The sequence below is a fragment of the Oscillospiraceae bacterium MB24-C1 genome, assembly GCA_030913685.1.
In the GTDB taxonomy this organism is placed as follows: domain Bacteria; phylum Bacillota; class Clostridia; order Oscillospirales; family Ruminococcaceae; genus Yanshouia.
The window spans coordinates 2,129,578-2,143,216 of the sequence record CP133187.1 but is presented as its reverse complement, the minus strand read 5'-3'; the positions used below and the strand labels follow the sequence as shown (position 1 = coordinate 2,143,216).

The 13,639-nt window shown below is 52.4% G+C and carries 10 protein-coding genes; 5 read left to right on the top strand and 5 right to left on the bottom strand.

The genetic code is table 11. The features are described 5' to 3' along the window. Positions 1–7 precede the first annotated feature (7 nt). Entirely contained in the window at positions 8–1,759 is a 1,752-nt protein-coding gene (locus RBH76_10260) for an NADH-dependent [FeFe] hydrogenase, group A6 (GenBank protein WMJ83105.1), read from the bottom strand. Next, the gene (locus RBH76_10255) at positions 1,753–3,588 is read right to left on the bottom strand and encodes an NAD(P)-binding protein (GenBank protein WMJ83104.1); all 1,836 of its coding nucleotides are present in this window, start codon (positions 3,586–3,588) and stop codon (positions 1,753–1,755) included. Before RBH76_10255 ends, RBH76_10260 begins: the two co-directional genes overlap by 7 nt. 289 nt (positions 3,589–3,877) lie before the next feature. On the opposite strand from RBH76_10255, the gene RBH76_10250 reads away from it, so the two are divergent. The 4 genes from RBH76_10250 to RBH76_10235 all read left to right on the top strand — a co-directional run bounded on the left by RBH76_10250 (position 3,878) and on the right by RBH76_10235 (position 8,683). Beyond that, on the top strand, positions 3,878–5,215 hold the full coding sequence (locus RBH76_10250; protein WMJ83103.1) for a butyryl-CoA:acetate CoA-transferase: 1,338 nt from the start codon (positions 3,878–3,880) through the stop codon (positions 5,213–5,215). A gap of 380 nt (positions 5,216–5,595) precedes the next feature. Further along, complete coding sequence (locus tag RBH76_10245; GenBank protein ID WMJ83102.1) at positions 5,596–6,738, top strand: acyl-CoA dehydrogenase; 1,143 nt, start codon at positions 5,596–5,598, stop codon at positions 6,736–6,738. An 18-nt stretch (positions 6,739–6,756) separates the two neighbouring features. Continuing rightward, positions 6,757–7,557 carry an electron transfer flavoprotein subunit beta/FixA family protein gene (locus RBH76_10240; protein ID WMJ83101.1) on the top strand — a complete coding sequence of 267 codons (801 nt, stop codon included), beginning with the start codon at positions 6,757–6,759 and terminating at the stop codon, positions 7,555–7,557. 19 nt (positions 7,558–7,576) lie between these two features. Further along, on the top strand, positions 7,577–8,683 hold the full coding sequence (locus tag RBH76_10235) for an electron transfer flavoprotein subunit alpha/FixB family protein (protein WMJ83100.1): 1,107 nt from the start codon (positions 7,577–7,579) through the stop codon (positions 8,681–8,683). Between the two features lie 282 nt (positions 8,684–8,965). On the opposite strand, the gene RBH76_10230 is transcribed toward RBH76_10235, so the two are convergent. The 3 genes from RBH76_10230 to RBH76_10220 all read right to left on the bottom strand — a co-directional run bounded on the left by RBH76_10230 (position 8,966) and on the right by RBH76_10220 (position 13,133). Then, positions 8,966–9,799 (bottom strand): hypothetical protein, encoded by an 834-nt coding sequence (locus tag RBH76_10230; protein WMJ83099.1) that lies wholly within the window; start codon positions 9,797–9,799, stop codon positions 8,966–8,968. Between the two features lie 304 nt (positions 9,800–10,103). After that, positions 10,104–11,591 (bottom strand): stage IV sporulation protein A, encoded by a 1,488-nt coding sequence (gene spoIVA / locus RBH76_10225; GenBank protein WMJ83098.1) that lies wholly within the window; start codon positions 11,589–11,591, stop codon positions 10,104–10,106. Positions 11,592–11,612: 21 nt separating this feature from the next. Next, positions 11,613–13,133, bottom strand: coding sequence for a DUF3794 domain-containing protein (locus tag RBH76_10220; protein WMJ83097.1), 1,521 nt, complete (start codon positions 13,131–13,133; stop codon positions 11,613–11,615). A 152-nt stretch (positions 13,134–13,285) separates the two neighbouring features. Here RBH76_10220 and RBH76_10215 point away from each other — a divergent pair, with 152 nt between their 5' ends. Continuing rightward, complete coding sequence (locus RBH76_10215; GenBank protein ID WMJ83096.1) at positions 13,286–13,438, top strand: hypothetical protein; 153 nt, start codon at positions 13,286–13,288, stop codon at positions 13,436–13,438. Positions 13,439–13,639 lie beyond the last annotated feature (201 nt).

Sequence of the window (13,639 nt, the reverse complement as noted above, 5' to 3'; positions counted from 1 at the left end):
CAACAGTTTACGGTCTTTCCGTAGCTCGATGCGGTTCGTTCATGCTCCAACCAAAATGATCTGTGTGCAATAGGTGATGCGATTTCTCCGACAGCGGCTCTCCAAAGAAGTCTTTATACAGCCGTTTTATTTCGGGGTTGTCGTGCGAGAATCGGATCTCGGCGTTTTTATCCAACCCGTAAAGCTTTTCGCCGCGTGGGCCCGAAAGCTCACACCCGTCGTGAATCGGCTGGCCGCCGCCACCGGCGCAGCCGCCGGGACAAGCCATCACTTCCACAAAATCATAACGGGCCTCGCCACGGCGGATCGCGTCGAGCAGCCGATGGGCATTGCCCAGCCCGCTGACCACCGCAACTTTCAGCTTATTACCCTCCAGCATAAACTCCGATTCTTTCCAACCGTCCAGTCCACGCACCGATTTAAAGGCGTCCGGGTCGGGATTCTCACCCTTGACAAGGAAGTAGGCGCTGCGCAGAGCTGCCTCCATAACGCCGCCGGTCGCACCAAAAATAACCCCCGCGCCAGTGGCAACCCCAAGCGGGCTGTCAAACGTCTCTTCAGAAAGGCTGCGCAGCAGGATATGCTCCGAGCGCATTATGCGGGCTAATTCGCGGGTGGTAATGACGATGTCGACATCCTGCCCCGCTCCAGCGTCGCGCATGGTCGGTAGTGCACACTCCTGTTTCTTGGCCACGCAGGGCATGACTGAAACACAGCAAATTTTTTCCGGATCTATGCCTAGCTTTTGTGCAAAATAAGTCTTAGTCACTGCGCCAAACATCTGTTGAGGAGACTTTGCAGTGGAAAGGTTCTCGGTATATTCGGGGTAACGCGCCTTTAAAAAGCGCACCCATCCGGGGCAGCAAGAGGTAAACAGCGGCTTGTCGAGATAGGCCGGGTTTTTAATCCGTGCCAAAAATTCACTGCCTTCCTCCATGATCGTCAGGTCTGCGGCAAAATTGGTGTCAAAAACATAATCAAAGCCAATGCGGCGCAGCGCGGCAACCATGCGCCCCACCGTCGCCTCGCTATCCGGAATATCCATCGATTCGGCCCAGGCGGCGCGCACAGCGGGTGCCACTTGCACCACTGTGACGATATCTTGGTTTGCCAGCGCGTCAAACACCTTTTGGGTGTCATCGCGCTCACGCAGCGCCCCCACAGGACAGTGGGTGATGCACTGGCCGCAAAGCGCGCAATCGGCAGACATAATCTGGCGATTATACGAGATATCGACCGTTGTATGTGAGCCGGTTCCCTCGACATCCCATATGTTGAGCCCCTGTACCTTGTCACAAATCTGTACGCAACGCATGCATTTTATGCACTTGGCAGCATCGCGATAAAGTGGAAAGGTCGTTGTCCAGTCGGTGGGTGCATAGTCGGCCGCGTAGGGAATCTCTAAGATGCCAAGATCGTTTGCAATTGATTGAAGTGTGCAGTTTCCGCTTCTCACACAGGCGGCGCAACGGCAATCGTGCTGCGAGAGCAGCAGCTCGACATTGACCCGGCGCGCCTCGCGCACACGGGGACTGTTCGTGAATACCACCATTCCCTCTTCGGCAACGGTATTGCAAGAGGGTGCCAGTTTCTCCATGCCTTCAATTTCAACAACGCAGACACGGCAGGCACCAATCTCGTTGATATCCTTTAAATAGCACAGGCTCGGCACTCCGATGCCGATTGAACGAGCGGCTTCGAGAATGGTGGAGCCCTCCGAAACCGTAAGGGGAATGCGATCTATCGTCAGCTTTACCATTTTTTAGTCCTCCCGCCTTTGAATGAACCATAACCAAAGTGATCGCAGCGCAAACAGCGGCGCGCCTCTTGGGCTGCCTCCTGCGCCGTCATAGCGTATTCAATCAATTCCATGTCACCCAGACGCTCACAGGCCGGGCGTTCACTTGGTAGCACCCGTCCGCAGGCAGGTGTATCGGCAATACGCACGCCAGGAATTTCGACGTCGGTCTTGATCTCATGGTGGAAGCCTAAGTACTCATCTATATTGGCAGCCGCCACCTTGCCCGCGGCAATCGCCTTGATAGCCGAGGCGGGGCCGGTGACGCAGTCGCCGCCCGCAAACACGCCGGTTATCGTCCAGACGTCGCTGGAGTTCATGGCATCAATAACACCACGTTTTATCGGAATGCCGTATTCCTCAAACGGTGCGGTCTCAATGCCCTGCCCTATGGCGACCACAACCAGATCACAGGGGATGCGTTGCTGCGGCGCGTCGGCTTTGACCGGGCGCGGGCGACCGGCGTCATCCATTGTGGAGATGATCTGGGGCTGGGTCCACAGTGCCAGGACCTTATCGCCCTCTTCATGCTCGATGCGCACCGGTGCTTGCAGCGTAACAAGCTCGCAGCCCTCTTCGACCGCACCCTGAACTTCCTCCGACATAGCAGTCATGTCGTCACGCCGTCTGCGGTAAACGATGGTGACATGCTCAGCACCTAGACGACGGGCGCTTCTGGCACAGTCCATCGCGACGTTGCCGCCACCGATGACGACAACCCGCTTGCCAGAAAAGTCGGGCATAACACCGTCACCGATGCCGCGCAGCATCTCAACGGCCGAAATAACGCCGCGAGCATCCTCCCCCTCGATACCGACCGTTTTGTCAGCCTGCGCACCGATGGCGATATATACACCGTCAAAGTGGCGGCGCAGCTCACGGATAGTGATATCCTTGCCGATTTGCGAATTGAGGTTGACCTTAATGCCGGTGGAAAGGATGGCATCGATGTCCTCCTGAAGGCGCTCACGCGGCAGACGATAACTGGGGATGCCATAGCGTAGCATGCCACCCAAGTGAGCGCGCTTTTCAAACACCTCAACCTCGTGCCCCATGAGCGAGAGGAAGTATGCAGCGCTGAGTCCGCCTGGCCCGCCGCCTATGACGGCGACCCGCTTGCCGGTGGGTGCGGCACACTCCGGCACCGGTACCACCCCCGCGTTGTCAACTGCAAAGCGCTTTAGCGCCCGGATGCTGACGGCATCATCCACCATATTGCGGCGACATCTGGCTTCACACGGATGCTCACACACCATGGCGCAAGAGGTTGGGAATGGATTATCCTTTCGAATCAGCTTAATCGCGTCGGCAAAGCGCTCTTCTGAAATCAGCGCGATATAACCCGGGATATCCACGCCGGCGGGACATAGTGCCACACAGGGCACCGGCTGATTGAGGTTGCACAGACACCGGTGGTGGGTAATATGTTCTACATAATCGTCATGAAATCCCTTGACCCCTTTTAAAACCATATCGGCCGCTTCGCGCCCAATAGCACAGTCGGCGGTATCCTTAATGACACGAGCGGTCTTTTCAATCAAATCAATATCTGAAAGTGCCGCTTTTCCATCGAGTACATTTCTGAGCAACGCGGTCAGTTGCCCAAGTCCTATGCGACAGGGAACGCATTTACCGCAGGTTTGCGCGTGGCAAAGGTGGAGAAATGCTGCTGAAAGGTCAACAGGACACAGTCCGGGCGGGCTTGCGGTGATGCGCCTTTCAATATCACGGTACAGGCCCTCCACCACAGTTTGGGAACGGTTTGGCGTGCGAATTTCTAATCTGCTCACTAAAACATTTCCTCCTACGAAAAATTCCTTGACAGCCTAATAGCCTCTTGTACGCAGGGATTTATTTAATTTTATCATAAACGTCTTGTTTTAATTTTGTCAATATAATGACGATCGTTTTTTACACATTATAAAAGAAAGTGTTAGTAATTGTAGAAAAAAGGTCCAAAACAGTACCGTTTTTTAGAACTATGCCGAAACACAAACGGTTGAAATCTCAATTGATTCATACTATAATGAGCAAGGACTTGATCGTTAAATATAAGACTAACAGGGAGGACTTTCCAAGATGGGCTTTCAAGAACTGTATCAAAGCAAGCTGGCAAGTGCCGAAAAAGCAGTCAGCGTTATTAAATCCGGCGACTGGATCGATTACGGTTGGACAACCGGTCACCCAGTTGCACTCGATAAGGCGCTGGCAGCGCGCATGAGCGATCTGACCGACATCAAAATTCGCGGCGGTATCTGCATGTGGGTACCCGAAATTTTTAAAATTGATGACCCACAGGCACATTTCTGCTGGAATTCATGGCATATGGGCGGCATTGAGCGCAAAGCTATAGACAAAGGGTTTGCATTCTATGCGCCGATCCGTTACGCCGAGCTACCCCGCTACTACCGCGAGCACATTGTCCCCGGCGACGTGGCGATGTTCCAGGTTGCACCGATGGATAAGCACGGCTATTTTAACTTTGGCCCCAACGCCTCCCACTTGAAGGCGGTCTGCGAGACTTCTAAGATCGTCATACTCGAAGTCAATGAAAATATGCCCCGCTGCTTGGGCGGTGCCGAGACGGAAATACATATCTCGCAGGTGGATATGGTGGTCGAAGGCACTAATCCGCCCATCGCCGAAATGGGCATCGCCGCTGCTACTGAGGTTGATGAGGCGGTTGCAAAGCTCATCGTTGAAGAGATCCCCAACGGAGCCTGCCTGCAGCTGGGCATCGGTGGTATGCCCAACGCCGTCGGTTCGATGATTGCGCAGTCCGATCTTAAAGATCTTGGCGTTCACACCGAAATGTATGTCGACGCCTTTGTTGACATCGCCAAGGCCGGCAAAATCAACGGTTCCAAAAAAGCCATCGACCGTGGTCGTCAGGTGTTTGCTTTTGCAGCCGGCTCTAAAAAGCTGTATGAATACATCGACCAGAACCCCACCGTCATGGCCACCGGCGTCGATTACACCAACGATTCTCGCCAAATTGCACAGCTTGACAACTTTATGTCCATTAATAACGCCGTGGATATCGACCTGTTTGGACAGGTGAATGCTGAATCCTCTGGCACTCGCCACATCAGCGGCTCGGGCGGACAGCTCGACTTTGTGTTGGGCGCTTACCTCTCTAAAGGCGGCAAGAGCTTCATCTGCTGTTCGTCTTCCTTCACCGATAAAAATGGTGTACTGCGCTCGCGCATTCTGCCTACCCTTAACCCTGGTTCTATCGTTACCGACACCCGCACCTGCACCCATTACCTTGTCACCGAGTATGGTAAGGTCTGCTTAAAGGGTTTGACCACTTGGGAGCGCGCCGAAGCCATCATCTCAGTCGCACATCCGCAGTTCCGCGAAGAGCTGATTCGTGAAGCTGAAAAGCTGAAAATTTGGAGAAAATCTAACCGATAAAGCCATTCTTTACAGGGCAGATAGCTCTTGGCCGATGAAGGTCGCCCAGGGTCGTTTAATATTTTGCAATTCGCTTTTAACTCTTGAAATTCCCGCCAAAATGACTGAAAAACCAAGTGGGTTTTTGGCAAACACATTCACCTAATTGAGATTGCATTCAACAGCATTTTTGTATGGTTTAACAAAAAGTTGCTGTCGTGTTAGAAAATTAACAAATCTGCTTGCATTCCTTATAGCTGCGTGTTAATGTTATAACGTTGTAGTTGTGTCAAAGTATTAGTTTTGCTTTGTGCAATTACGTTCAAGCGTCCCTTTGAAAACCGCCGAGTAAAATCACCATACTCGCCGCGTTTTACTCTATTATAGGAGGAGAAAACAATATGGACTTTGTACTGAGCAAAGAACATCAAATGCTACGCAAAATGTATCGTGATTTTGCGGAAAATGAAGTTAAGCCTTTAGCCGAAGAGGTCGACGAGAAGGAAATGTTCCCGATGGAGACCGTCAAGAAAATGGCCAAACTGGGCATGATGGGTGTTTATTTCCCCAAGCAGTATGGCGGCGCAGGCGCTGACGTTCTGTCCTATGCCATATGCGTCGAAGAGCTCTCTAAGGTTTGCGCGACAACCGGCGTTGTTGTGTCGGCTCACACTTCGCTCTGCTGCGCGCCCATCTTTGAAAATGGTACTGAAGAGCAGAAGATGAAGTATCTACCCAAGCTTTGCAGCGGCGAGTGGATCGGCGCATTCGGCCTTACCGAGCCGGGCGCAGGCACCGACGCTTCCGGACAGCAGACCACTGCAGTTCTGGAAGGCGACCATTATGTTCTTAACGGCTCCAAAGTTTTCATCACCAACGCCAGCTATGCTGATGTGTTCGTTGTCATGGCAATGACCGACCGCAGCAAGGGCAACCACGGCATTTCCGCTTTTATTGTTGAGAAGGACTTCCCCGGATTCTCTGTCGGCAAGCACGAGAGAAAGATGGGCATCCGCGGCTCCTCAACTTCTGATCTGATTTTTGAAGATTGCATCGTCCCCAAGGAAAACCTTCTGGGCAAAGAAGGCCAGGGCTTTAAGATTGCTATGAAGACCCTCGATGGCGGCCGTATCGGTATCGCTTCTCAGGCACTGGGAATCGGTGAAGGCGCTATTGACGAAGTCATCAAGTACACCAAGGAGCGCGTCCAGTTTGGTAAGCGCATTTCCCAGTTCCAGAACACCCAGTTCCAGATCGCCGACATGCACACCCGCATGAAAGCTGCGCAGTATCTGGTCTATTCCGCCGCTATCAAGAAGCAGGCGCATGAGCCCTACAGCATCGATTCCGCAATGGCCAAGTTGTTTGCCGCCGAGGCCGCAAACGATGTCACCCGCCGCGCCGTCCAGCTCTTCGGCGGTTACGGATACACGCGTGATTACCCGGTTGAGCGCATGATGCGTGACGCGAAGATCACTGAAATCTACGAAGGCACCAGCGAAGTCCAGCGCATGGTCATCGCGAATGCTCTTCAGGTTAAGTAAGAGGAGGCGCACCGTTTTATGAAAGCAATAGTTTGTGTAAAGCAAGTTCCGGATACTTCCGGTAAGGTTGCCGTCAATCCTGATGGCACGCTGAACCGTGCATCTATGGCCGCTATCATCAACCCCGATGACCAGAGCGCCATCGAGGCAGCTCTCCGTCTGAAGGACGCAAGCGGATGCAAGGTTATCGTTGTTACCATGGGCCCGCCCCCCGCAGAGGCCATGCTCCGTGAGCTGATGGCTATGGGCGCTGATGAAGGCGTACTCGTTTCTGCACGTGAATTCGGCGGTTCCGATACCTATGCAACTTCCCAGATTCTTGCAGCTGCTATCAAGAAGCTCGGCCTTGAGGCTGACGACATTGTCTTCTGTGGCCGCCAGGCTATCGATGGCGATACCGCACAGGTCGGCCCCCAGATCGCTGAGAAGCTGGATCTGCCCCAGATTTCTTATGTGGCTGATCTGAAGGTTGATGGCACTGAGGTCACCTGCCGCCGCATGCTTGAGGACGGCTACATGACCATCAAGACCAAGACTCCTTGCCTGCTCACCTGCATCAAGGAGCTCAATGATCCTCGTTACATGAGCGTCAGCGGCGTCATGGACTGCTATTCCAAGCCGCTGCATGTTTTCAACTTTGAGACCTTAAAGGACGATCCGCTGATTGATTTGGACACCATTGGTCTGAAGGGCTCTCCCACGAACATCTTCAAGTCCTTCACTCCTCCTCAGAAGGGTGTTGGCACTATGCTCGAGGGCGCCGACAAGGCAACCTGCGCCACTCTGGCCAGCATTTTGCTTGAAAAGCACATCATCTGATTGAAAGGAGATAGTACGAATGGCTACTTTTAACAATACCGATCTCGCTGCTTTTAAAGGCGTATGGGTCTTCTGCGAGCAGCGTCAGGGCAAACTGATGCCCACAGACTATGAATTGATCTCCGAAGGCCGTAAGCTGGCGGACGAGCTGGGCGTTGAGCTCTGCGGTCTGCTGCTGGGCGACAATGTTGAGGGCATCGCCAAGGAGCTTGGCGGCTACGGCGCCGACAAGGTCATCGTTTGCGATTCCCCCCTGCTCAAGGAGTATACCACCGACGCTTATGCTAAGGTGATCTGCGACGTTATCACCGAGATGAAGCCTGAGATCTTCCTCATCGGTGCGACCAATATCGGCCGTGACCTCGGCCCCCGTTGCGCAGCGCGTCTGCACACCGGTCTTTGCGCCGACTGCACCCACCTAGATGTTGACGTTGTCAAGTATGTTGAGTTCCTGAGAGAAAGCTCCACCCTGGATCTGGAGTCTCAGAAGTTCAACTATGAGGACAGAAACCTCAAGATGACCCGTCCGGCTTTCGGCGGTCACCTGATGGCCACCATCATCTGCCCCCGTTTCCGCCCCGCCATGGCGACCGTTCGCCCCGGCGTTATGAAGAAGGCTGCGTTCGATCAGGCCAAGGCTGACGCCTGCCAGATCGTTAAGCCCACGTTTTCGCTCACCGAAGCTGATATGCAGACTCAGGTTCTTGAGGTTGTCAAGGCTGCCAAGCAGCTGGTTGACCTCACCGGTGCAGATGTGGTTGTTTCGGTCGGCCGCGGCATCAGCAAGGACGTTGAGAAAGGCGTTGCGCTGGCTCATGAGCTGGCCGATGTTCTCGGCGGCGTTGTCGGTGGCTCCCGTGCTACCATCGACTCAGGCTGGCTCTCTGCCGACCATCAGGTTGGCCAGACCGGCAAGACCGTTCACCCCAAGATCTATATCGCGCTGGGCATTTCCGGTGCTATCCAGCACAAGGCTGGCATGCAGGATTCCGAGTGCATCATCGCTGTCAATAAGAACGATGCGGCTCCCATCTTTGAAGTGGCCGACTATGGCATCACCGGCGACCTGTTCAAGGTTGTGCCGCTGATGATCGAGCAGTTCAAGGCAGCTCTCGCTGATAAGTAAGCTCCACGCATTTAAAAAGCGCTTCCCGTTTTTTCGGGAAGCGCTTTTCTGTTAACCTACTGGTGTCGTGTGCACGCTGTTATGTGAAAAGCGTAACCCTTTTCCACAGTAAATACACTGTAGCAGCAGTGGCATGTGGCTTTCAATGGTCAAAAAAGAGGATGTAGCAGAACGGCGCGTCCGAGGGCACTCGCCTACATATGGAATGACAGCATACCACACTAGAACAGCCCTTGGTTGCGCGCCGTTTGCAACAACCCCTTTAGAAATGCTTTAAAATTTTTAAGATGCGTGCTCAACCTTGGAAAATGTCACTATCAGCTCCTGTGTGCCCGCCCCTTGCGTAGGGGCAAAGCGATACAGATAACGGCCACTGGCCGTCGCACCGCCGTCGAGGTTTGGCCAGTACCACTGTCCGGCCACTGCAGCATCATTCTTGGCCTTTTTCACAGTAAGTACGACATCCTTTAGCGCATCGTCGACGGTGCATCCGCTCTGGTCAGCCTGCAATGACAGCACCCCAGTGGTGCTATCATAAGAAGCACTCGCGATATTCGTTCGATATTCGCGGACAACCGCCGATAGATAGGTTTCAGAATCCAATGCTTGGTTGGTGTTCTGAACTATGGCACCACTTTGGGCCGTAACAATTGCCTTATCGTTTGCAACGGTCAAAGTATTGATCTCAGTAGCCTCAGCTAGCGTGAGCTTGACATCGCCGTTCGTCGTCAGTTGATTGACAGCCGCATCAATAGTCACATAGTAGTGATAATCAAGCGTATCAGCAAGCGTAAGCGAATCTAGCGCACCGGATACGGTAAACGCGTTAGTTCGCTTGCCCAGGCGGATGGTTTTAACACTGTTGCTCTGGGCGGGATAGGTCAGTACCAACCCGCTTCTGTCCACCGCAAAGGACACGGTCTTATCCTTGATGGCATAACTGTTGGTTGCCATATAACTACCTGAAACCGTGAGGTTTTCGCCTTCAATGGTGATTGTGCAATTGGCCGATGTCGGCAAATCATCTTTTTTCTCTTTGGCAAATGCCACCATACAGGTGGACATTAAAACAGCAGCCGCAACCATAAATAAAACATATCGCATTATATTTTTCATAACAGCTTTTCCTTTTTATTGGTATGATTATTTAATCATACCGTTTATTTCCATTGAATTCAATAAATAAATTATAAATAAAAATAAAAGACTGTAGCCGCGATTCCTATTATGGAGCCGCGGCCACCGTCTTTAAGATATTAGTATCGGTCTAAAAAGCGCGCGCATTCTGGCAAATTTATATATACAGTGCCGTTGGGCAACATTGGGGTAGGCGTTAGGCGCAACCCCACAAAAACCTTTAGCTGGTAAGCTTTTGCGCCTCTGCCGCGCTTTTTATAGGTGTATTCCGGCGAATAATCCTTTACAAAATGATACAGATCAGGCCGGAGCAGCCGTCGTTGATGATGCGCTCAATTGTCTCTGTCAGCTTACTGCGGGCGTCGACCGGCATGCGATAAAGCTTGTTGTGCAACCCCTCGTTGACCAGCTCGTGCAGGCTTTTGCCAAAAATGTTCGAGCTCCAAATCTTGGCCGGGTCGCTCTCAAACTCTGAAAGCAGATATTCGACCAATTCTTGTGACTGCTTTTCACTACCTACGATAGGTGAAACCTCGGTGGAGATATCGGCACGCATCATATGTATTGACGGTGCTGAGGCGCGGAGCTTAACGCCGTACCGCCCACCCTGCTTGATGATTTCAGGCTCCTCGAGCGTTAGCTGCTCCATGGTGGGCATGACAATACCGTAGCCCGTAGCCGCTACCTCTTCGAGTGCGTGGCGATATTTTTCATGCTCGCGTTTAATAGTGGCTAGCTTAATCATCACCGGCATAAGGTCGGTATCATCCTTAACGTCGATACCCGTTGCCTCGCCAATGACACGGTAGAACAGCTTTGGATCTACCGTTGCACGTGCGCGGGCACTACCCTGACCGAAATCAATGGAATCGAGCGAGAATTCATTGAGATACTCACATTTTTTAGCACCGGCCAGTTTTTCGGGCAGCTCGCGCATACGTTTGATGCTAAATGTTGATTGCTTAACAGCATCGTATAGCGCCTTTTTTAACCAGTGATCTTTCTCGAGCGCCACGATCCAGCGCGGTATTTCAATCGCAATCTGTTTTAATGGGAACTGGTAAAGTACACTCTGCAGAATCTTTTCTATTCCCTGAGAATCCAACCCCAAACAATTGAGCGGTGTGACCGGCACCTGATATTTTTCTTCCATTCGAGCCGCCAATGCCTGCGCCTGCTCTGATTCGGGATTGACGCAGTTGAGCACCACCGCAAATGGTTTACCAATTCCGGAGAGCTCGTTGATAACGCGCTGCTCAGCTTCTTCGTATTCATCGCGCGGAATGTCAGAAATGGAACCGTCGGTCGTAACAACCAGACCGATGGTCGAATGCTCTTTGATGACCTTATCGGTGCCAATTTCGGCGGCCATGTTAAACGGAATCTCACGATCAAACCACGGGGTCATCACCATACGGGGCTGGTCGTTTTCGATATAGCCCAGCGAACTTGGGACAATGTAGCCCACGCAGTCAATAAGCCGCACATTGCACTGCGCGTTGTTGTCCACCGAGATGCGCACGGCCTCTTCCGGAATGAACTTCGGTTCGGTTGTCATGATGGTTCTGCCCGCCGCCGACTGCGGCATCTCATCGGTGGCTCGGTCACGCCAAGCCGAATCCTCAATATTCGGCAGTACCATCTGCTCCATAAATTTTTTGATCAATGTGGACTTTCCAGTCCGCACCGGGCCGACAACGCCGATATAAATGTCCCCGTCGGTGCGTCGGGCAATGTCTTCATAGATGCGGTGGTTGGTTGCGCTTTCCATACTCTTTCTCCCCTTTGCACACTAAACGGTGGGTATCATCAGCGGCATATCAGCTTCCAGCACCTCTTGCGTCAGCTCATTGTCCGCCATAATCTGCGCTGGCAGTGAGCCGAATCTCTTAGAAATATCCCAGATATGCTCGCCGGCGTTCGCATAGTAGATCATCAGACCCAGTAACGGGTCGCTCTTGCGCGGATTACTCTCATCGACCATGAGGTCGGTGAGCAATGACTTCATCTCAAATTCGATGAGCATGCCCGAGAGCAGCAATTCACAGCCCAACATTAACTTACCTTGGCTTAAACTTCCGGAAACGGCTAGCACCGTGACGTCGCTCATCAGCTCTGCCATTTCGTTTTTGCAGGGTACTTTTATAGACATATCACAAGTGTGGGTCACACAGTCTGCACCAAGCTCTTCGGTGGATACCAACGCCATAAATTTCAGTTGACCACTCACCGTCAGCATGCCATCTTCCATATGGGTATTCTGCCCGAACGGGCTGGCCCAGACATCCAGCAACGCAGTGACATCCTCGGGTGCCTCTGCCTCGGTGCGTACGCTGCCACGCTCTGAAACCGCTGTACAGGTCTTAGGTACGCGTAGCTTAGAGAGGGTGTTTTGTGTGGGATAGAGCGTAGAGTAGCTATCGGTGGCTCCGGTGAGAATAATCGGCCTAAAGAACCGGATCACCGCAACCAGCTGCGCCTCTAAACGCAGGTCGCCGTCCTGCCCCGTTTCTTCGGGTGTACAGTCGAGCGATACGCAGCTCAATTGCGCTTCACATTGCATATCCTCGTCTAGATTGTCGGCCTCTATTACCTGACTGAGCGGCAAGGAATAGTCGGCGGTTTCTAGAGCACCAGTCTCGGGGTCGGTCTTATACAGCAGGTGTACCATTAATTCGCCCTTAAGCAATACACGAGAAGCCATGACCCGGCTTTCCTGCACGGTGGGTCGGCACTCAGCCCGCACAATTTCTATAGCTGGGCTTTTGCCCACCCCTGGGGTCAGAATCTCGGCCACCGAAAACTGGCGCTGCATCTGACCGGTTAAGTCTGATGCGCTTTCCTCACAGGAACGAAGCTGTACCCCCATACCTTCAGCCGCATCAACTGTTTGCTGTTGTGAGGCATCCAGAAGCTTCACTCGCAGCATGATGACGCCCCGCACATCAATACGCCTGCGCGAAGCGGCGCGGCAGTTGGTGTGCCCTTGCTCGCAGGTGACCGACCAGATGGGGCGAGTAGGTTCACTTTTAAGCTCAAAGCTTTTTGAAAATGGAATCTTATACTCAGTTTTGCGAACACCACCCACCTCACCGACATAGCACAACTTGACAATGGCCATACCTTCAACCGTAAAGGTCGTTTTGCGTACAGCACAGTCGGTGACGGCACTTTGCACCTGGCAGCAAAGCACCCGAACAATATCGGGGCAATAATCCGGCAGCAGCACGTCGCACTCTATGGGATGTTCCGCGGCCGTATCGAGCAGAAGCTCGCAGGCCGCAACCGATCGTCTATGAAGATTTAGTTCCATTCGGCTCTCTCCTCGCTATTCATTTCTACCCGATTTATATTCGCAGAAATTTTAAATTATTCGGACAACACATCAAATTCCAGTCCACAATCACACCTGAATTCACTTTGGAATATATTAAAGTGAGAACATAATCCAAAAGGAGGGTTACAATGCGCCGATTCCAGTGCTGCAGACTTGCCGCGATTGCGGGCGCCTTTGGGCTGGGGGCGCTTTTGGTGCTGCTGTGCTCCTTTAGACTGGCTTTGATTTTTGCCACCGTGTTGTTGGTTATTTTGGGTTGGCAACTGCTACGCTGGTGGTAATGACAGCGCCATAAACACCCGCCTATATTGCTTGGAAGGGATGGGTTTATGAAGGTAATTGTTTGGAAGAGCCCGCGTATTATCAGTGCTTTTTTGAAAATAATATTCAGGATGGGCAAAGCATAGAAGCACGCTATGAAGTTTATCGACATGTTGTGACCCGTGCTTTAAAAGAATTATGGGGAGGCGATAGTCTCCCCA